The 17583-nt window shown below is 69.1% G+C and carries 23 protein-coding genes and 1 pseudogene; 12 read left to right on the forward strand and 12 right to left on the reverse strand.

Annotated features, from left to right (window positions below):
* Window positions 1–303: 303 nt before the first annotated feature.
* Window positions 304–1065: an isoprenyl transferase gene (locus ABCR94_RS11220; protein WP_347119063.1), complete on the reverse strand. Its 762-nt coding sequence runs from the start codon at window positions 1063–1065 to the stop codon at window positions 304–306.
* Window positions 1066–1231: 166 nt separating this feature from the next.
* Between ABCR94_RS11220 and mgrA the strand changes: the two genes are divergently transcribed.
* A complete protein-coding gene (mgrA, locus tag ABCR94_RS11225) occupies window positions 1232–2269 on the forward strand; it encodes an L-glyceraldehyde 3-phosphate reductase (protein ID WP_347119064.1) in 1038 nt (345 codons plus the stop codon).
* Between the two features lie 375 nt (window positions 2270–2644).
* Here the strand turns inward: mgrA and ABCR94_RS11230 are convergent, their stop codons facing one another.
* The 3 genes from ABCR94_RS11230 to ABCR94_RS11240 all read right to left on the reverse strand — a co-directional run bounded on the left by ABCR94_RS11230 (window position 2645) and on the right by ABCR94_RS11240 (window position 6043).
* On the reverse strand, window positions 2645–3001 hold the full coding sequence (locus ABCR94_RS11230; protein WP_347119065.1) for a winged helix-turn-helix transcriptional regulator: 357 nt from the start codon (window positions 2999–3001) through the stop codon (window positions 2645–2647).
* Between the two features lie 79 nt (window positions 3002–3080).
* Window positions 3081–4625: a DUF2079 domain-containing protein gene (locus tag ABCR94_RS11235; protein WP_347119066.1), complete on the reverse strand. Its 1545-nt coding sequence runs from the start codon at window positions 4623–4625 to the stop codon at window positions 3081–3083.
* Between the two features lie 293 nt (window positions 4626–4918).
* Entirely contained in the window at window positions 4919–6043 is a 1125-nt protein-coding gene (locus ABCR94_RS11240) for a baeRF3 domain-containing protein (RefSeq protein WP_347119067.1), read from the reverse strand.
* A gap of 188 nt (window positions 6044–6231) precedes the next feature.
* Between ABCR94_RS11240 and ABCR94_RS11245 the strand changes: the two genes are divergently transcribed.
* From ABCR94_RS11245 to ABCR94_RS11260, 4 genes are all read left to right on the forward strand, one after another.
* Complete coding sequence (locus tag ABCR94_RS11245) at window positions 6232–6615, forward strand: DUF192 domain-containing protein (protein WP_347119068.1); 384 nt, start codon at window positions 6232–6234, stop codon at window positions 6613–6615.
* 484 nt (window positions 6616–7099) lie between these two features.
* Window positions 7100–7291: a hypothetical protein gene (locus tag ABCR94_RS11250; protein ID WP_347119069.1), complete on the forward strand. Its 192-nt coding sequence runs from the start codon at window positions 7100–7102 to the stop codon at window positions 7289–7291.
* A 60-nt stretch (window positions 7292–7351) separates the two neighbouring features.
* Window positions 7352–7759, forward strand: coding sequence for a hypothetical protein (locus ABCR94_RS11255; protein WP_347119070.1), 408 nt, complete (start codon window positions 7352–7354; stop codon window positions 7757–7759).
* A gap of 130 nt (window positions 7760–7889) precedes the next feature.
* Window positions 7890–8636 carry a Clp protease N-terminal domain-containing protein gene (locus tag ABCR94_RS11260; RefSeq protein WP_347119071.1) on the forward strand — a complete coding sequence of 249 codons (747 nt, stop codon included), beginning with the start codon at window positions 7890–7892 and terminating at the stop codon, window positions 8634–8636.
* Window positions 8637–8670: 34 nt separating this feature from the next.
* Here ABCR94_RS11260 and ABCR94_RS11265 read toward each other — a convergent pair whose 3' ends face one another.
* The 3 genes from ABCR94_RS11265 to ABCR94_RS11275 all read right to left on the reverse strand — a co-directional run bounded on the left by ABCR94_RS11265 (window position 8671) and on the right by ABCR94_RS11275 (window position 10118).
* Entirely contained in the window at window positions 8671–8832 is a 162-nt protein-coding gene (locus ABCR94_RS11265) for a hypothetical protein (protein WP_347119072.1), read from the reverse strand.
* 11 nt (window positions 8833–8843) lie between these two features.
* The gene (locus ABCR94_RS11270; protein WP_347119152.1) at window positions 8844–9197 is read right to left on the reverse strand and encodes a DUF4406 domain-containing protein; all 354 of its coding nucleotides are present in this window, start codon (window positions 9195–9197) and stop codon (window positions 8844–8846) included.
* A 135-nt stretch (window positions 9198–9332) separates the two neighbouring features.
* The gene (locus tag ABCR94_RS11275; protein WP_347119073.1) at window positions 9333–10118 is read right to left on the reverse strand and encodes a DeoR/GlpR family DNA-binding transcription regulator; all 786 of its coding nucleotides are present in this window, start codon (window positions 10116–10118) and stop codon (window positions 9333–9335) included.
* A gap of 90 nt (window positions 10119–10208) precedes the next feature.
* Between ABCR94_RS11275 and ABCR94_RS11280 the strand changes: the two are divergent.
* Window positions 10209–10304 (forward strand): annotated as a pseudogene (locus ABCR94_RS11280) (DUF2087 domain-containing protein); the annotation flags it as partial.
* A 27-nt stretch (window positions 10305–10331) separates the two neighbouring features.
* Here ABCR94_RS11280 and ABCR94_RS11285 read toward each other — a convergent pair.
* On the reverse strand, window positions 10332–11165 hold the full coding sequence (locus tag ABCR94_RS11285) for an SGNH/GDSL hydrolase family protein (protein ID WP_347119074.1): 834 nt from the start codon (window positions 11163–11165) through the stop codon (window positions 10332–10334).
* Window positions 11158–11733, reverse strand: a complete 576-nt coding sequence (locus tag ABCR94_RS11290) for a PadR family transcriptional regulator (protein WP_347119075.1) — start codon at window positions 11731–11733, stop codon at window positions 11158–11160. Before ABCR94_RS11290 ends, ABCR94_RS11285 begins: the two co-directional genes overlap by 8 nt.
* A 96-nt stretch (window positions 11734–11829) precedes the next feature.
* Here ABCR94_RS11290 and ABCR94_RS11295 point away from each other — a divergent pair, with 96 nt between their 5' ends.
* Window positions 11830–12261: a nuclear transport factor 2 family protein gene (locus tag ABCR94_RS11295; protein WP_347119076.1), complete on the forward strand. Its 432-nt coding sequence runs from the start codon at window positions 11830–11832 to the stop codon at window positions 12259–12261.
* 10 nt (window positions 12262–12271) lie between these two features.
* On the opposite strand, the gene ABCR94_RS11300 is transcribed toward ABCR94_RS11295, so the two are convergent.
* Entirely contained in the window at window positions 12272–12763 is a 492-nt protein-coding gene (locus tag ABCR94_RS11300) for an ATP-binding protein (protein ID WP_347119077.1), read from the reverse strand.
* Between the two features lie 291 nt (window positions 12764–13054).
* Here ABCR94_RS11300 and ABCR94_RS11305 point away from each other — a divergent pair, with 291 nt between their 5' ends.
* The 3 genes from ABCR94_RS11305 to ABCR94_RS11315 all read left to right on the forward strand — a co-directional run bounded on the left by ABCR94_RS11305 (window position 13055) and on the right by ABCR94_RS11315 (window position 14866).
* Entirely contained in the window at window positions 13055–13906 is an 852-nt protein-coding gene (locus tag ABCR94_RS11305; RefSeq protein WP_347119078.1) for a helix-turn-helix domain-containing protein, read from the forward strand.
* A gap of 11 nt (window positions 13907–13917) precedes the next feature.
* Window positions 13918–14109, forward strand: a complete 192-nt coding sequence (locus tag ABCR94_RS11310; RefSeq protein WP_347119079.1) for a hypothetical protein — start codon at window positions 13918–13920, stop codon at window positions 14107–14109.
* A gap of 91 nt (window positions 14110–14200) precedes the next feature.
* Window positions 14201–14866: an AAA family ATPase gene (locus tag ABCR94_RS11315; RefSeq protein ID WP_347119080.1), complete on the forward strand. Its 666-nt coding sequence runs from the start codon at window positions 14201–14203 to the stop codon at window positions 14864–14866.
* Between the two features lie 13 nt (window positions 14867–14879).
* On the opposite strand, the gene ABCR94_RS11320 is transcribed toward ABCR94_RS11315, so the two are convergent.
* Window positions 14880–15908, reverse strand: a complete 1029-nt coding sequence (locus ABCR94_RS11320; protein WP_347119138.1) for an IS3 family transposase — start codon at window positions 15906–15908, stop codon at window positions 14880–14882.
* On the reverse strand, window positions 15905–16288 hold the full coding sequence (locus ABCR94_RS11325; protein WP_347118891.1) for a hypothetical protein: 384 nt from the start codon (window positions 16286–16288) through the stop codon (window positions 15905–15907). Before ABCR94_RS11325 ends, ABCR94_RS11320 begins: the two co-directional genes overlap by 4 nt.
* Before the next feature lie 19 nt (window positions 16289–16307).
* Here ABCR94_RS11325 and ABCR94_RS11330 point away from each other — a divergent pair, with 19 nt between their 5' ends.
* Both ABCR94_RS11330 and ABCR94_RS11335 read left to right on the forward strand, forming a co-directional pair.
* Window positions 16308–16931 carry an AAA family ATPase gene (locus ABCR94_RS11330; protein ID WP_347119081.1) on the forward strand — a complete coding sequence of 208 codons (624 nt, stop codon included), beginning with the start codon at window positions 16308–16310 and terminating at the stop codon, window positions 16929–16931.
* Between the two features lie 25 nt (window positions 16932–16956).
* A complete protein-coding gene (locus ABCR94_RS11335; protein WP_347119153.1) occupies window positions 16957–17529 on the forward strand; it encodes a DUF4276 family protein in 573 nt (190 codons plus the stop codon).
* Window positions 17530–17583 lie beyond the last annotated feature (54 nt).

Here is a 17583-nt window from a genome sequence, read left to right on the forward strand (position 1 = left end):
CGGACGAGGTTGGGGTGCGACGACGTCGCGTGCCTTGGGACCGGGCTCGGGCCACGATGCGCGGGCCGAACGCCGGCCCTCCACGTCGTCCGTGCTCAGCACACGGTCTTCCTGGTGCAAAGGGCCTCCCGGGCGAGCGGTGTCTGCCGCTCACTGAGATGCGACGTCCGTGGACCGGACGTCTACCTGCAAGAGGTATTCCCTCGAACACCCGCTGCCATGCCACGGCATATGACATGGCGTGGGCCGAGGGGGGTCCGGAGCCGTGTCCCGAGGCTCCTGGGGTGGTGGGTCCGGGAGGGCTCAGGTCCCGTAACGCCGGTGTCTGGCGGCGTAGTCGCGCAGTGCGCGCAGGAAGTCGACCTTGCGGAAAGCGGGCCAGAAAACTTCGCAGAAGTAGTACTCCGAGTGGGCGCTCTGCCAGAGCATGAAGCCCGAGAGTCGCTGCTCACCGCTGGTACGGATCACCAGGTCCGGGTCGGGCTGGCCGCGCGTGTAGAGGTGCTCCGAGATGTGCTCGACGTCGACGATCTCGGCGACCTCTTCCAGCGAGGTGCCCTTGCGCGCGTGCTCCAGGAGGAGCGAGCGGACGGCGTCGGCGATCTCCTGGCGGCCGCCGTAGCCCACCGCGACATTGACGAGTATTCCGTCGTTGCCGTTGGTGGCCTGCTCGGCCTCCTTGAGTACGGCCTGGGTACGGGCGGGCAGCACGTCCAGCGTTCCGACGTGGTGCACGCGCCAGCGGCCGTCCGCCGCCAGGTCGCCGACCGCGCCCTCGATGATGCCGAGCAGCGGGGTCAGCTCGGCCTCGGGCCGGTCCAGGTTCTCGGTGGACAGCATCCAGAGCGTGACGACTTCCACGTCGGTCTCGGCACACCAGCCGAGCAGCTCCTGGATCTTGCTGGCGCCTGCCTTGTGCCCCTGCTCGGCGGTGCCGCCTGCGGCCTTCGCCCAGCGTCGGTTGCCGTCGAGGATGACCCCGATGTGCTTGGGCACCTGATCGTGATCGAGGCGGCCTTCCACCCTGCGTGCGTAGAGCCTGTACACCAGGTCGCGCAGGTTCACTGGGTCTCACCTCATGGCTTCGTGCGGGTGCGGTCGTCCCCCGGGGAGCTGCGGCGCGCGCTCACGGCCCCTCGTCGCACGTCAGCCCCGAAGCAAGCCACACTAGTGGGCAGGCGCAGCGGGGACCCAACCCGGTCTGTCACAAGTCCGTGATAAGGAGGGGATTGTGACTGATTCCGCTTCTTACCCCGCCGCCTCCGACCGCTATGACTCCATGGAGTACCGGCGCACCGGCCGCAGCGGACTCAAACTGCCCGCGATCTCCCTCGGCCTCTGGCACAACTTCGGCGACGACTGCGCGCTGGACAACCAGCGCGCGATCCTGCGCCGCGCCTTCGACCTGGGTGTGACCCACTTCGACCTGGCGAACAACTACGGCCCGCCGGCCGGTTCCGCCGAGCTGAACTTCGGCAAGATCTTCGCGCAGGATTTTGCCGCGTACCGCGATGAGCTGGTCATCTCGACCAAGGCCGGTTACCTGATGCACCCGGGCCCGTACGGCGAGTGGGGGTCGCGCAAGTACCTGCTGTCCTCGCTCGACGCCTCGCTGTCGCGGATGGGCCTCGATTACGTCGACATCTTCTACTCGCACCGCTTCGACCCCGGGACCCCGCTCGAAGAGACGATGGGCGCGCTCGCGTCCGCCGTACAGAGCGGCAAGGCGCTGTACGCCGGTGTCTCCTCCTACAACGCGGAGCAGACCGCCGAGGCGGCCAGGCTGCTCAAGGAGATGGGCGTTCCTGCCCTGATCCACCAGCCCTCGTACTCGATGATCAACCGCTGGACCGAGGACGACAAGCTGCTCGACACCCTGGAGACGGCCGGCATGGGCTGCATCTCCTTCGTGCCGCTCGCGCAGGGCCTGCTCACCGGCAAGTACCTGAAGGGCATCCCGGAGGGCTCACGGGCCACACAGGGCAAGTCGCTCGACCCGGACCTGCTCTCCGACGAGGTCGTCCGCCGGCTGAACGGGCTGAACGACATCGCGGCCCGGCGTGGTCAGTCGCTGGCCCAGCTGGCGCTGTGCTGGGTGCTGCGGGATCCGCGAATGACGTCGGCGCTGATCGGCGCGTCCAGCGTCAAGCAGCTGGAGGAGAATGTCGCGGCGCTGGACGGATCGGGGCTGTCCGACGAGGAGTTGAAGGAGATCGACGCCTTCGCCGTCTCCACCCCCGGCACCAACATCTGGGCCGGACGCGGCTGACAAAAAAACGGGCCGGTCCATGGGGGGGATATGGACCGGCCCGAGGGGGGGTTTACACCATAACCCTTCGTAAAGGGTGCTGGGCGCCACGCCATGCCGTAAGCCCTCTACGAATTATTGCGTTGCGGGCCGAGCGAACCTTGTGAGCCCAGTCGGCCCTAGGCCGGACGCCCGGTCCCGGGCCTCCGCCCCGGCCGCCGGGAGTCGTCCCGGCCGGGTAAACGGAACGGCGCCGACTTGACGCTCCGCTTACAACTGCCGCTCCTGCGTTGCAATTGCCGTGTGTTTCCTGTGCGTCCTGTGCGCATTCTGTGGGCGCTGCCCTGCGGGGCCTTTGCGGGCTGTTTGCGGGCCGCCTGTGGGCTGTTTGTGCGCCTACCCCGCGTCCCGCTGCTTGGCGGCGAGGATCTGCTCCATGTGCCGGTCGGCCCAGCTGCCGAGGGACCCCAGGGCCGTGTTGAGCGCCTGGCCCATCTCGGTCAGCGAGTACTCGACGCGCGGCGGGACTTCTCGGTACACCTCGCGGTGGACGATGCCGTCCGACTCCAGCTCGCGCAGCTGCTGGATGAGCATCTTCTCGCTGACGCCCGGGACTTCACGCCTGAGCTGCCCGAAGCGTAGGGTGCCGGAATTGTGCAGGGACCAGAGAATCAGCGCCTTCCACTTACCGCCGATGACGTCCATGGCGGCGTCGAGACCGCATACGTAGGGACCGGTCCGCTTGTGCGCCATCACTGACTCCTCTGCACGGCAGCATTACTTACCAGATCGACAGTACCTACGATTCGGGAGGTCAGGGAGGTCAGGGAGGTCAGGCGCGGCGGAGCAGGGTCACTCCGTCGCGGACGGCCACGACCTTGTAGCCGTACTTGCGCTGGGCTGAAGCCAGTTCAGCCTGCTGGCGGTCCAGCGAGTACGGCCAGTGCCCCGTCGGGTAGGGCCAGGCGTCCGGCGCCCGGCGGTCGTGGATGATCCACTCGGCGGTGGGCGGCGGCAGCCGTTTCACCCGGTACTGGTAGAGCCGCCCGCCGACCGGAAAGGTCGGGAAGATCACCACCTCGCAGCGTGAAGTGAGCTGCGGGGCAAGGCGGTTGGAGGCGGCGACGGTCGCACCGTCCGGAATCCTGGCCAGCAGGACGCGGGCCGCGCCGACATGCGCGGTGGTGCTCCAGGTGGCGCGGTGCAGCAGTTGGGCGAGCGGGAACGACGGCAGCAGCACCACGGTCACGGCCAGCACGGTGGCGAGCGAGGCGCGGATGTGGCGGGCGGCGAGGGGGTGGTCGGTGCGGCGCCACTGGGCCAGGGCGTCGATGAGGCCGGCGAAGACGATGGGCATCAGGACGGCGCTGTAGTGGAAGGCCGTGCCCCAGTGGAAGCCGTTCTGCGAGAGCATCCGCCAGGCGAGGGTCGGCACGGCGAGCAGGGCCAGTGGCGAGCGCAGCGCGAGCAGCGCGGACGGGGCGAACACCAGGACCAGGGTCATGGCCTTGATGTCAGGTCTGAGCGCGTCGAGCGGGGCGAAGGCGAGGGTGGCGAGCAGGGAGCTGTGCGCGCCCTCGCTGAGGTTGCCGCCGTGCGCGTACGAGCCTCCCGGGTTGAAGGCGGGCAGCAGCAGCTTGATCTCGATCAGCGAGCCGAGCAAACCGGCTGCGGCGGTAGTGAGACCGAGGCTATGCGGCCCCTTCCAGGCGATGTAGCCGCCGACGGCGGCGAGGGTGAGGCCGAGATCCTCCTTGATCAGCAGCAGCGGCGCCGCCCAGGCGACGGCGTACCGCCACCGCTGTCTGCCCAGCGCCTCCAGGGCGAAGGCCAGCAGCGGCACGGCCAGCACCACCTCGTGGAAGTCGAAGGCAGCGGCCGAGGCGATGCCCCAGCTCGCGCCGTACCCGAGGGCGACGACATGCGCGGCGCGCCGGCCGAGGACGCGCAGCGCCCAGCGGGCGAGGGGGACGACCGCGAGGGCGAGCAGCGCGGACTGGGCGACGAGGAGGCAGAGCGGGGAGGGCCAGAGCCGGTAGAGGGGGGCGAAGACGACGAGCGCGGGGTGGAAGTGGTCGCCGAGCAGATTGAACCCTTCGCCGCGCAGGGGGACGACGGGGGCGCGGAGTTGGGAGTACGCGCGGATGGCCTGCTCGAAGATGCCGAGGTCGTAGCCGGTGGTCCTGAGCAACTGATGCCGCCGCACGGCCACGGCGGCGTACAGCAGGAACAGCGCCCCGGCCCACAGCCAGGGGAGGGGGATGAGGAGGGGGAGGGGGAGGGGGAGCCGGGGGCGGGTGCGGGTGGTGGGATGCGCGGGAGTGGGGGCGGGGGTCTCGGTGCTCAGCAGCGCCCCACCGTCAGGGATTGTCCGCATAGGTCCGGATATTAGGCGGGGGATACGGGTGGGTGGAGGAGGCGGGGTCGGGGGGCGGTGGTGGTCAAACGCCGGACGGGCTGAAGGATTCGCGGCATCCGGGAAACTTTGAGCCCGTCCGGCGCTTGAGGACACGCCCGAAGGGCGTCCCGGGGGTCCGGGGGTACCCCCGGCTTCGGGAAGGGGCGGGTAGGGGACAGCGCCGCAGGCAACCCGCACCCCGCCGACGCACCCGCACCCGCACCCGGCAACCCGCCCCCGCGTCCGGCCGCACCCGCACCCCGCCCCCGCCCTCAGTACCGCAGCGCCGCCGCCGCCCCGCCCGCGTCCTTGAGCGTCTCGTCCGGGACGAAGACGACCTTGCCGTCCGCGCCGAGGACCGTCTCGACGAGCGAGTCGATGATGTCCTCCTCCGCCCCACGTGTCCCCGCCGCATCCCCCTCGTCGAGCAGCGTCAGCGTCGCCCGCTCCGCTCCCTCGACCGTGTCGGGGCGCGCGGTGACCCGTAGGCCCTCCTCGACCACCAGCAGCGCCACCCGGCCCTCGCCCGCCGCCTGCCACAGGTCCTGCACGCCGCCCGCGAAGCGCCGCCCACTGCGGGCCTCGTCCAGGGCGCGCAGCGCGTCCTTGGCGTCGGCCTCGGTGAGCGTGTGCCGGGCGGGGGCCAGCTGGGTGGCCAGCTCGGGCGCCGTGGAGTTCAGCAGCCCGCCGACCTCCACCTCGGCGGCGAGCGCCTGCCCGTGCCTGCTGACCTCGCGGAACGTCGCGATGTGCTGGCGCAGCCCGACCAGGATCACCGGCAGCCCGTTCTCCCCCTGGAGCAGCGGGGTGAGCTGCCTGTCGGCGTCGCTGAGCATGTTGAGGAAGTCCTGCGCGGCCCCGTGGTCGCCCTCCCGGTTGGGCGGCCCGTCCCGCTCGACGGCGGAGGTGATCACCGGGAAGCCGCCGGCGCGGTCCTCGGCCACCCGCTCGCCCTCCCCGCGCCACAGCCGTACCTCGCCCGAGCTGAGGATCAGGACCAGATACGGCCGCTCGCGCGCCGCCGCGGCGACCAGGTTGCGGGTGAGGTACGCCGTACCGACGACGATGCGCTCGGGCACATCCGTGCCGAGCACATACGTCGCGTTCTCGTCGTGCGATGCGTGCACGACAAGGCCGTCGAGGAAGTACTCGGGGTCGAGCCCTTCGGCGGCGGCGGCCAGCTGTCCGTGCACCGCGACGGCCTGGGCCCGCGGCACGTCGGGGTCGTCGGTGAGGCGCTTTGAGGCCTCGGCGAGGAGATTGCGCAGCCGGATGTGGTCCTGCTGGTTCTCCGGCCGGTGGCGGTGGGTCGGCAGGGTCACGGACACCACCGGGTAAGGGCGGGGCTTGCGCAGTTCGGCGAGCAGTTCCGGGGTCGGGCGGGGCGACTGCGTCATCGGGGCACTCCTGGCTGCGGCTGCGGCTTCGATCACGGGCGGGCGGGCGGCCTCCGCACCACCCGGTTCCTGCCAACTTCTCATGGTTGCGAAGTTGCCGCGATCGGTCGGCGCGGCACCTGCTCGATCAGGCCAGGCCCGGCTCCGGGGGGCGGACCGGCCGTGGAGCGATCCGCTACGGTCCGCGGATGGGGCAATGGCGGGACGGAGCGGCGACATTGACGGTCGAGGGGCGCGAAGGCAGCCCCCTTCCGCTGGAGATCGCGGCCTCCGCGCGGGCCCGGACGCGCGGTCTGCTCGACCGGGACGGGATCGTGGGCGCGCTGCTGCTCAGCCCGGCCAATTGTGTGCACACCGTACGGATGCGCTTCGCGATCGATGTGGCTTACCTGGACCGGGAGTTGCGCGTCATCGGGGTACGGACGATGCGCCCCGGCCGGCTCGGCCTGCCCCGGCCGCGGGCCCGGCACGTACTGGAGGCGGAGGCCGGCGCCCTGCGCCAGTGGGGCCTGCGGCCGGGGGTACGGGTGGCGGTACTGTCGGGCGCCACGGGCGCCGTCGGCCCGTCCTGAGCCGAACTCGTCGCCCCCCTCACGGCCTTGCCCCGCTTGACGGAACCGGCACCCGTGTCCGGCGGCCATGTCCGGCGGCCGGTGCCGCGCCGCAGCCCAGTGGCCGTGCGGCCGACACCGCTCGGTCGGGGCCGTAGCGGACCACATCGTAATTTCGCGGGTGAATCGACCAAGCCGGGTGAATCCTGGGCAACGGCTGGGCATACTGGAAAATGCCCTCCTGGAGTGACGCCTTTCGAGGCGGGCAGGAGACCGTGGAAGGGGACGGTCGGACATGACTCTTCAGCACTCGCCTCAGTACTCGCCTCAGTACTCGCCCAGGCAAGGCTCCCTGGTGGTGAAGCTCCCACCGGAAGTGGACATCGGCAACGCGGAGAGTGCGCGTACACACCTCCGTGACCTGGCAAGGAAGGGTTTACGCGGGTCTCCCCACCCTTCCGCAGAAACGGTCCTCCTGGACTGGTCGGCCGCCCCTTTCCTGACCATGGCCGGCGTACCGGTGAAGATCGTCACCAACCGCGCGGTGTCCCGTGCAGTGCTACGGATTGTCGGCATCGACGAGCTGGCTCCGGTGTACGACACGGTGGACAAGGCCCTGGCCTCCCTCAGCAACGGCAACGGCGCTCAACGGAGCAACCACGCGGACGGCCAGAGCGACGCGCCCAACACAGCATGAACGCCTGAGCCGGGACGGCTTGCATGGCTTCTACGGACGGCAGTGTGGGGGTGAGTGGTCATGGCTGACAGAGAGCGCAAACAACATCGGGGTACCCCCTCGACGCACCTGGCCGGCCAGGTGGACCTGGTCGCCCAGTTCACCGACCAGGCCCGGGTCGGGCTGGAGCGAGAGTCGGACACGGTCCGCCTCTTCATGGCGGTCTACTCCGGCTTCCTCATCGAGGCCGGCTCCGGAATCCGCTGCCTGCTGGACCCGTCCGTGATCGAGCAGGCAACCGTGGCCATCCGCAGACTCGCCCCGGACGCCCCTCACCCGCAGCGCAACCGGGCCACCCGGCTGCTGGCGACGCTCTGGTCCGCCGGCATCGTCGCGAGCATCGACACCGAGCACTGGATCAGCGAGGCACCGGAGCTGCCGGAAATCTGCCTGCGCATGGCGATGCTCTTCCCGGACGATCCCGATTAGCCCGATCAGCCGGAACGGCCGGAGCAGTGGGAGTAGTGGGAGTGGCCGCGGAAGTAGCGGAAGGACGCGCGAGACAGAAGACCGTCAACCCGGGGTTGACGACCCTGAATCGTCAACCTAGGGTTGACGCATGACGAATCCGGCCCGCATGACGAATCCCGTCCGGCTCGACGACCTGATCGAAGCCATCAAGAAGGTCCACCCCGACACGCTCGACCAGCTCTCCGACGCGGTGCTCGCCGCGGATCACCTCGGCGACGTCGCCGACCACCTGATCGGCCACTTCGTGGACCAGGCGCGGCGCTCGGGCGCGTCCTGGACGGACATCGGCCGGAGCATGGGTGTCTCGAAGCAGGCCGCCCAGAAGCGCTTCGTCACCAAGGACTCCGCCGAACCGATCGACCTGGACCCCAACCAGGGCTTCAGCCGGTTCACCCCGCGAGCCCGCAATGCCCTCATCGCGGCGCAGAACGCGGCCCGCGAGGCGCGGAACACCGAGATCGGCCCCGCGCACCTGGCGCTGGGCCTGCTCGCGGAGCCCGGCGCGATCGGCCCGGCCACGATCACCGCGCAGGGCATCGATCTGGACGCCGTCCGCCAGGCCCTGACCGCCGTACTGCCGCCGGCGACCACGGGCGAGGTGCCCGAGCTCATTCCGTACGACGCACAGGCCCGCAAGGCGCTGGAGCTCACTTTCCGGGAGGCGCTGCGGATGGGCCACAACTACATCGGGACCGAGCACATCCTGCTGGCCCTGCTGGAGCTTGAGGGCGGTACGGGCCCGCTCACCGGTATCGGCATCAACAAGGCATCCGCCGAAACGCACATCGTCGGCGCGATCTCCGCCGCCGTCGCCGCGCACAACCAGCAGGGCTGAGCGGCGTGCGCGATCAGTCCCGTCGGGCCGTCACTCAGGCCCGACGGGAGTCCTGCCGGTAGTTTTCGGCCAGTTCGGCGACGAGGTCGTCACGGCCCGAGGCGATCGCGGCGTTGATCTTCGCCACATAGGCGTCGTGCAGCAGCCGCGCCCCGTGGTTCGGGGTGCCGGTGGGTTCGGTAGGTTCGGTGGGCACGGTGGGCACGGTCATCGCGCCACCGGGATCTCGACAAGGTCGGCGTAGACGCCCTTGCCCGCCGCGCGGGCCTGCTCGACCATCATGTCCGCGCCCGCCGACGGACCGCCGATCCGCAGCACCGCGTCACAGCGGGACAGCAGCAGCTCGGACACGGGGTGGAAGATCTCGTCGAAGAGGGCGTCGCCCGTGCGGGTACTGCCGGCCACCTCCAACAGGGGGAGCGCCAGGGCCTCCCCCGTCACCGGGAGGTGCCCGGCGCGGAAGAGGCTCAGGGCGGTCTCGTTCATCGCCCTTACATGCGCCGCGAGTCGGGCCGGGTCGTCGCCGGTGCCGGACCGGTAGGGACCGGCGACCAGGATCATCAGCGGACGCGGGCCGGTGGGAGCAGCAGGAACAACGGGAACAACGGGGACAACCGGAACAGCGCGCACAACATCACTCCGTACTCGTCTACTCGTACTGGTCCTGCGCAGAGGTCCTGTGCAGGGAAGAAGACCTCAGATCAGCACGACGTCGACGTCCGCATCCCGCATGGCGGCCAGCGTCTCTGGCCCCTTCGGGTGAGTGGCGAGGTCGGCGGCGGCGGAGTCGGTCACGAAGGTGTCCACCGCGCCCAGATCGGCGACCTGGCTGAAGGCGCGGACGCCGAGCTTGGTGGCGTCGGCCACCGCGACCGTCCGTGACGCCTGGGCGAGGCCGGCCTGCTTCACGGCGGCGTCGTCCAGGGAGAACTCCGACCACCCGTGCTGCGCCTCGACCCCACCGATCGACATCACGAACACGTCGAACGCCATCGCGCCGACGGCCCGCAGCGCGAGCGGACCGATCAGGGACTGCTCCCCCGGGCGGGACTGGCCGCCGATGACCAGCAGCCGGATTCCCGGCCGGTCGGCCAGCCGTACCGCCGCCTGGAGACTCAGCACGGCCACCGTCAACGGTGCGCGGGCTACCAGGTGTTCGGCGACGTGGGCGGTCGTCGTGCCCGCGTCGAGCAGTACCGTCGCCCCTGGTTCGATCAGCTCGGCGACCGCGGCTCCCAGCCGGTCCTTCGTCGCCGCCTGCCAGCCCTCGCGGGCCGTGAACCCGGCCTCCTCCTCACGCGAGCGCGTGGTGACCGCGCCGCCGCGCACCCGTTTCACCAGGCCCTGGCGCTCCAGCTCGTCCAGGTCGCGCCGCACCGTCATCTCCGACACGCCCAGGCGCTGCGACAACTCCGCGACGGAGACCCGGCCGGTGCCCTGCACCAGCCGCAAAGTCAGATCAAGACGATTCGCTACTCCCATGCAGCATTTCTAACACACCAATGAGCGAACGAACAGCATCATGTGAGAAAGGGGGGCGTACGGGAAACCAGCTTGCCCGGCAGTCGGCCCGTACGGGAGGACTGCGCGGCGCTGCGCCGCGACCTGGTCGAGACGGGCCTGCTGGTCCGCCCGAGGGACGGCAGCAGCTACCGGCGGGGCCGCTGAGCGCGAGCGAGGCGCCGGGCGGGGCGGTTACGGCGCCTCCGGAGCCGGGCCCAACTCCGTGAGCAGCGGCAGGAGTTCGGGGCGTTTGGCGACCCGCCCGTCGCCCGAGGACCGGCCGCGCAGCCGGCGAAGCAGCCAGGGGCCGAGGAAACCGGACACCCAGCGCAGCTCGGTGCCCAGCACCTGCACGCGGGAGGAGAGCGGGGGCGGGGGGAGCGGGACGGTCCACGAGTCGTCGCTGCCCGGCAGCTCGATGGCGTGCGCGAGGGACGCGGCGATGCGTGCGTGGCCCAACGGGCTGGCGTGCAGGCGGTCCTGGTTCCAGATGCGCGGGTCCGTCGCGAAGGGATGCACGGCGCAGTCGGCCAACGCGACGCCGTGCCGGGCCGCCGCCACCCGGACGCGCGCGTTGAGGTCCAGCACGCGGGAGCGCAGCGGGCGGGCCAGCGGAGCGATCTTCCCCACGTCCGGGAAGGTCACCGTCGCCACCCGTACCCCGGCCGCCGTCAGCGCCACGAACATCGCCTCCAGCTCGGCCGCCACCTCGGCGGCATCGAACTTTGGCCGCATCAGGTCGTTCACCCCCGCAATGACCGTCACCAGGTCCGGACGCATGGCCAGGGCGGGTGCGAGCTGCTCGGCGCGGACCTGGCCGGCGAGCTTTCCCCGTACGGCCAGATTGGCGTACTGGAGACCGGGGTTGAGGACCGCGAGCTGCTCGGCGAGACGGTCCGCCAGGCCGCGCAGGCCTGTTACGTCGTCCCCGTCGCCGACGCCTTCGCTCTGGCTGTCGCCCAGCGCGACGTAACGCACATATCCATGTGCGATGTGCGCGTGATCCGTGTGTTCGTTGTCAGCCACGACGCGTACGCCTCTCCCTGTCCCGTTCCCTGAGCACGGCCGCGATCCGTCGGCACCATGCCTCGTGCTCCCCTTCGAGGGACAGCCCGCGCAGGCACGTCAGGTACGGGCCGATCCGCTCCCCACCGCGCAGGAACTCCTCCTCGTCCAGCGCACCGCGCATCTTCCGCAGCAGTTCGCGGAAGAGCTCGGTCTTGGCGCGGGCGACGGACGCCCGCTCGTCGAGCTGCTCGATCACCGGCCCGGCATCGACGAAGTCGACCGTCTGGACCTTCACCACCAGGTCGTCGCGGATGAACGTCGGCTTCGCCACGGCCGCCGCGAACCCCTCCAGCTCGGCCAGGCCCGTATCCGTGACGCGAAAGAGGCGCTTATTGGGGCGGCTCTCCTGGACCACTTCCCGGCCCACGACCAAGCCTTCCTTCTCCAGCTTGGCCAGCTCGGCGTACAGCTGCTGGGGCAGGGCGTGCCAGAAGTTCGCCACGCCCACGTCGAACGCCTTGGCCAGCTGGTACCCGCTGTACTCACCGTCCAGCAGGGCCGCCAGCACGGCGTGTCGCAAGGCCATCGAAGCGTTCTCCCGTCTCCTCTTCCCATTCCCGGACCCATCCCCCACCATACTCATGAAAGTGACTAGTCAGATCGATGAGTAGGAGAATCCACCATGGAGACTGCCGACCGCTTCCGTGCCGCAGTGGAAAAGAAGGACCTCGCCGCACTGGAGGCCCTGTTCACCGACGACATCCGGCTCTACAGCCCGGTGAAGTTCACCCCGTTCGAGGGCAGGCCCATGGTGATGGGCCTCTTCGGCGTCCTGCTCCGCACCTTTGAGGACTTCCGTTACGTCGGCGAGTTCGACGGCACCTCCGAGACGAGCGCGGACGGCGCCCCCTCCCCGTCGGCCGTCCTGCTCTTCCGGACCCTCGTGGACGGCAAGGAGATCCACGGCATCGACCTGCTGCACTTCGACGAAGCGGGCCTGATCAAGGAATTCACCGTCATGGTCCGCCCGCAGTCGGCCGTGCACGCGCTGGGCGCTGCGGTACTGGCCGGCCTCGCCGAGGACGGCCTCGCACCGGCGCCCGCCCCCAACTGAGCCCCAACTGTCACCGGGGCAACACCACCCAGGACTTGGTCCCCCGGTGCGGCGGGTGCGCGTCACCGACACCCCAGTCCCCGCCCCAGTCCCCGACCACCGCCGCGAGGAGCCACAGCGAACGCCGCCGCCGCTCCTCACAGACGGCCACCGCGTCGGGGTCGGAGTGACGGGGGTGCTGGTCCCAGACGACCAGGCGCAGTACGTCCTCGCGGTGGCGGAGGGACAGATAGAGGTCCTCCTCCGCATCCAACAGGGTGGCGGTGGCGACCAGTTCGGTCATGGCGATGGTCGCGGGCAGCGCGTAACGGTCGAGCCCGTGCGCGTGCAGCGCGCAACTGACCGCCGCACGCACGATCCCGGCACTGCGCGGCGCGCACGGCACGGTAAGGCTCAGCGCGAGGCCGTCGTCCGGGCGGGGGCGGAGGTAGGGGGCGGCCGGGCCGCCGGTTCCGCTGCTCGCGGCGACCGGACAGAGGGCGGTGCGGATGGATGGAGACATCGTCGACTCCCGTATGGGGGTGAGGTGTTGACCGGGCTCGCTTTCACGTGGGCGCACGGCTGATGAGTAGTGGCCTGTCTCCCTGACGCGGGACCGCCCCTCCCAGGGAAGGAGATTGCGGGCAGGACCGCGTGATGCGCTTCAACTCAACTGCGTGAGCATCGCGTTACTCAACGTAGAGGAAAATGTGGCTCACGTACCACCTATCCATGAACATTGCCCCCGATTGGGTGGACCAGCGGCCGGAGCAGGAGGCAGACTGACCCGCATCAGGCAGGAAGACGAGGACGGATGCCCACCAGAGCAACACCCACCGAGCGCCAGAAGCGACTGGGCGCCGAACTGCGCAAGATGCGAACAGCGGCCGGAGCGACCACCGAATACGCGGCCGGGCTGCTCGGGCTCGACCGGACGAAGGTCTCGAACATGGAGTCCGGCATCCGGGCGACTTCCGCAGACCGTGTGCGCACGCTGGCCAGCAACTACGACTGCCCGGACGAGGCCTATGTCACCGCCCTGGCAGGCCTGGCCGGCAATCGTCAGCGCGGCTGGTGGGAGGAGTACCGGGGTTCGCTTCCTCAAGGACTGCTGGATGTCGCCGAGTTGGAATGGAACGCCAGGTGTCTGCGAACGTTCCAGACTGTGCACCTGCCAGGACTGCTGCACCTGAGCGGATACGCACGCGCAGTGTTCAGCTCCGCCATTCCCCAGCTGCCGCAGTCAGAGATCGAACTCCGAGTCGCTCACCGCATACAGCGACAGAGGATCTGGGAGCGCGACAGCCCCGTGGGCTACGTCGGGTACGTCCACGAAGCCGCACTCCTGATGCAGTTCGGCGGCCGTCGCGCCACACGCGAACAGCTTGAGCATCTGTGCGTCATGTCGGAACACGACAGCATCGAGCTGCGCATCCTCCCCCTCACGGCGGGCGCGTTCCCCGGAGCAGGGCACGCCGTCCTGTACGCCAACGGACCCGTACCGCAGCTGGACACCGTGCAGCTCGACTCGGCACACGGGCCCGAATTCACTCATGCCGAAGCGCAACTGGCTAAGTACAACGGCCATCTGACCTGGATGGATACGCACACGCTGCACGCCCGGGAATCACGCGACCTCATCCATCGCATCGCCCACGAACTCTGAGGAAGGTCCACATGGCCGAGATTCAGTGGCAGGACCCGTTCTGCGCAGAAGGCAATAACTGCTTCCGCATAGGCACCGACACCGACGGCAACAGCTACATCGCCATCAACGGCGAGGAGGACCGCTACCTCACCGACAGCCACGAGGCACTGCGGACCATGATCCGAGACATCAAGGCCGGCAAGGCCGACCACCTGCTGTAGCCGCCCGTAGGCTCGGCCAGCAGTGAACACGCCGACCGGGCCGGGCCGGGTTACAGGATCTCGCCGCCTCCAGTGCTGCCAGACTGATCCCATGCAGGACAACTACTTCTCGCTGACCCGCGTCCGGCTGAGGCACTACCGGAGTATCGCGGCGGCCGACGTCGAGCTGGGCAGACTACTCCTGCTCGTCGGGCCGAACGGGTCCGGCAAGAGCAACTTCCTCGATGCGCTGCGACTGGTCTCCGAGTCTCTCCAGACGTCTCTCGACCAGGCTCTACGGAGCCGCGGTGGCGTGGCGGAGGTGCGGAGGAGATCGACTGGCCACCCGACCCATTTCTCGATCGACCTCGAATTCCGGGGCCCGGAGTACAAGGGCGACTACGGGTTCGAGATCGGCTCGGTGAAGGGCGGCGGTTTCCGGGTCTCCAGCGAGTACTGCCGCGTCTGGTTCGACGCGCGGAGCGATGAAGGCGTGAGATATGCCGATGCCAGCTTCCGTATCGTGAGCGGCAGTCTGATCGACAAACCCGAGCCCGTCATGCCTCCGGTGAGCGAGCAGCGCCTTTATCTGGTGTCCGCAGCTGGGCTTGAAGCTTTCCTGCCCGTGTACGAGGGACTCGCAGGCATCAGCGTTTTCAGTGTGAACCCGGATGAGATGCGCCGGCCCCAGACGCCTGACTCGGGGGACTTCCTGCGTCGCGATGGTTCCAACATCGCCAGCGTCCTGCATCGTCTCGGAAGATTTCAAGTCCAGTGAGACGGTCGGGACGCTATGAGGTTTGTGGTGCGGGTTCGCGGCGCTTGGCCGGGTCGTTGATCCAGGCTTTCTCGGGTATTCGGGGTGGTCGGGGGCGGCGGGCGAAGCGTTCGGGGTGGCGGGCGTATGCCTGGGCGAGAGTGACGGCTCGTTGGTCGCGGACCTCCTCGGCGGTCCCGAAGTGGACGGAGGCCGGGGTGTGCCAGCCGATGCCGGAGTGGCGGTGTTCGTGGTTGTAGTACGCGATGAACGTGTCGAACCACTCGCGGGCATGGGCCAGGGAATCGAAGCGGTCGGGGTAGTCCGACATGTACTTCGTGGTCTTGAACTGGGCCTCGCTGTAGGGGTTGTCGTTGGAGACCTTGGGCCGCGAGTGCGACCGGGTCACTCCGAGGTCGATCAGCATCTGGGAGACCTTCTTGCTGGTCATCGAGGTCCCGCGGTCCGCGTGCACGGTCTCGGGCACGATGCCGTTGCGGGTGATGGTCTCGCGGATCAACTCCTCGGCCCGCTCGGCCGATTCGGCCTTCTCGACAGTGTGGCCGACGATATAGCGGGAGTAGATGTCGATGATCACGTAGGCGTGGTACCAGATGCCCTTCTCGGGTCCGGCGGCCTTGGTGATGTCCCAGGTGAACACCTGCGAGGGGGCGGTGGCGAGGAGTTCGGGCACCGCCTTGGCAGGGTGGGTGGCCTGTCGGCGGCGCTCGCCGCTCTGGCCCTTTTCGCGCAGGATCCGGTACATCGTGGAGACGGAGCAGCGGTAGCGCCCGGCATCCAGCTCACGGGCCCAGATCTGGGCGGGCGGGAGTTCGGCGTACTCCTCGCGGTTCATCAGCTCCAGTACCGCAGATCGCTCCGGCGCGCTCAGGGCCGAGGGCTGGACCTGCGGCTTCCTCGGTTTCCGCTCGGCTGCGGGCCGCAGCCTGCGGTAGTGGGTGGCCCGCGAGCGTCCGGTCAGCCGGCACGCGGTGGTGATACCCAGTGCGGGCTCGACACCGGCGAAGGCGTCGTCGAGGACCGGGGCGGCGTTCTGGGTCAGTCCGCGCTCTCGGAGATCATTTCCAAGAGCGCGGAAGCTTTTCCCATGACCTCCAACGCGGCCTTGTTGCGGGCCAGTTCCTTCTCCAGCCGTTCCACTTGGCGGCGCAGTTTCTCGTTCTCCACCTCGGCGGGCGACCTCTTCGGCCTCGCCGGGCCGGTGCGCCTGTCGGCCAGCTTCTCCAGGGCCCCGGCATCCCGGGCGGCCCGCCACTCCTTGATGTGCGAGTGGTACAGCCGCTCGCGGCGCAGGACCGAGCCCTTCTCGTTCTTGGCCGCGGCGTCGTACTCGGCCACGATCCGCAGCTTGTACTCGGGACTGAAACTGCGGCGCTTCGGCTTCGCTGCCGGATCCGATCCGGACGGCTTCGTGCTGGTCATAAGGGTGGAACTCCTGTCGATGCCCTCTCAGGCTAACCCGACAAAGCGGGATGTCTCACCCAAGGCTGGCAGAGAGGGTCTGGAGCGCAGCCGCCGAGGCCGGGATGACAAGTCCCGCATCGAGAGCTACCTCCAGCAGATCGTCCCCGGCATGCAGGGTGTAGCTCGCTCCGTACTGGGAAATTGGGAGACGCTGGAGTTCGCCCAGGACGTACCGGGGGCGAAGAGCCCTTGGCGTTTCCAGGCTCAGTCGGTTTCCGACGGCACTCTGCGTGCGCTAGGTGTACTCGTCTCGCTGTTCGCCGGCACGGGGAGCACACTCAGTACGGTGGGGATCGAGGAGCCCGAAAGCGCTCTGCATCCGGCAGCAGCGGGTGTGCTCCTTGACGCGCTGCGGGACGCCGCTGAACGCCGTCAGGTGATCGTCACCAGTCACAGCCCCGACCTGCTCGACCGCCACGACTTCGACCTCGCTGAGCTTCGCGCCGTGCGCTCGGTCGGGGGCGAGACGAAGATTGGGCAGTTGGACGAAGCGGGCGCACTGGCCCTGCGCGACCAGCTCTACACCCCCGGCGAACTCCTCCGGACCGACCAGCTCCTTCCCTCCTCCGCCACCGAGCTTCACCCGGGGGTGGCCGAGTGACCTCGCCCCGGTTGTGGCTCCCATCGTGGAGGGACACGGCGAAGTCAAAGCCGTGCGTGAACTCATCAGCCGCATTGCTACTGATCTCTGCGGCGAGTGGACAGAAGTCGCTCAGCCGTTCCGCCTCGACTCCGGCAAGATGCGCAAGCCCGACGAGCTGGCAAAGGCCGTGCGCTTCCAGGCTGAGCGTGTCCGAGGGCGCGGCGGGGTCCTGATCCTTCGAGACGGCGACGACCACGACATCCGGTGCCCCGTCGAGCTTGCCCGCAGCATGGCACCGCAACCGGACTTGGTCACTGTCCCTGTGGAGATTGTGATCGCCCGACACGAGTACGAAGCTTGGTTTCTCGCCGGGGCGGACTCGCTCCGCGACCACCAGGCAGTGCGTGACGATGCGTACGCACCCACAGATCCTGAAGCCAAGCGGGATGCGAAAAGTCAGCTGGAGGCCATGATGAACGAGTCCTACAAGGAGACTCTGCATCAGGCGAAATTCTCTGCACTCATCGATCTCCGCGCGGCGGCGGACAAGAGCAGATCCTTCCGGAGAATGATCCACGCGGTTGTGGCACTGCTGGGTCACGTCCCGAAAGATTGACCGCCACGACAGACCGCGAAGCGACGCCCGGTGCTGCTCGTGACGTCGTCTCGT

This window comes from Streptomyces changchenzhani, from assembly GCF_039766235.1.
Classification (GTDB): domain Bacteria; phylum Actinomycetota; class Actinomycetes; order Streptomycetales; family Streptomycetaceae; genus Streptomyces.

Coding starts and splice junctions, on each gene's coding strand:
- ABCR94_RS11230 (WP_347119065.1), bottom strand. CDS start 3,001: ATGGCGCACAAGCGGACCGGTCCCTACGTATGCGGTCTCGACGCCGCC.
- ABCR94_RS11235 (WP_347119066.1), bottom strand. CDS start 4,625: ATGCGGACAATCCCTGACGGTGGGGCGCTGCTGAGCACCGAGACCCCC.
- ABCR94_RS11240 (WP_347119067.1), bottom strand. CDS start 6,043: ATGACGCAGTCGCCCCGCCCGACCCCGGAACTGCTCGCCGAACTGCGC.
- ABCR94_RS11245 (WP_347119068.1), top strand. CDS start 6,232: ATGGGGCAATGGCGGGACGGAGCGGCGACATTGACGGTCGAGGGGCGC.
- ABCR94_RS11250 (WP_347119069.1), top strand. CDS start 7,100: ATGGCCGGCGTACCGGTGAAGATCGTCACCAACCGCGCGGTGTCCCGT.
- ABCR94_RS11255 (WP_347119070.1), top strand. CDS start 7,352: ATGGCTGACAGAGAGCGCAAACAACATCGGGGTACCCCCTCGACGCAC.
- ABCR94_RS11260 (WP_347119071.1), top strand. CDS start 7,890: ATGACGAATCCGGCCCGCATGACGAATCCCGTCCGGCTCGACGACCTG.
- ABCR94_RS11270 (WP_347119152.1), bottom strand. CDS start 9,197: ATGATCCTGGTCGCCGGTCCCTACCGGTCCGGCACCGGCGACGACCCG.
- ABCR94_RS11275 (WP_347119073.1), bottom strand. CDS start 10,118: ATGGGAGTAGCGAATCGTCTTGATCTGACTTTGCGGCTGGTGCAGGGC.
- ABCR94_RS11290 (WP_347119075.1), bottom strand. CDS start 11,733: ATGGCCTTGCGACACGCCGTGCTGGCGGCCCTGCTGGACGGTGAGTAC.
- ABCR94_RS11295 (WP_347119076.1), top strand. CDS start 11,830: ATGGAGACTGCCGACCGCTTCCGTGCCGCAGTGGAAAAGAAGGACCTC.
- ABCR94_RS11300 (WP_347119077.1), bottom strand. CDS start 12,763: ATGTCTCCATCCATCCGCACCGCCCTCTGTCCGGTCGCCGCGAGCAGC.
- ABCR94_RS11305 (WP_347119078.1), top strand. CDS start 13,055: ATGCCCACCAGAGCAACACCCACCGAGCGCCAGAAGCGACTGGGCGCC.
- ABCR94_RS11310 (WP_347119079.1), top strand. CDS start 13,918: ATGGCCGAGATTCAGTGGCAGGACCCGTTCTGCGCAGAAGGCAATAAC.
- ABCR94_RS11315 (WP_347119080.1), top strand. CDS start 14,201: ATGCAGGACAACTACTTCTCGCTGACCCGCGTCCGGCTGAGGCACTAC.
- ABCR94_RS11325 (WP_347118891.1), bottom strand. CDS start 16,288: ATGACCAGCACGAAGCCGTCCGGATCGGATCCGGCAGCGAAGCCGAAG.
- ABCR94_RS11330 (WP_347119081.1), top strand. CDS start 16,308: ATGCCCTCTCAGGCTAACCCGACAAAGCGGGATGTCTCACCCAAGGCT.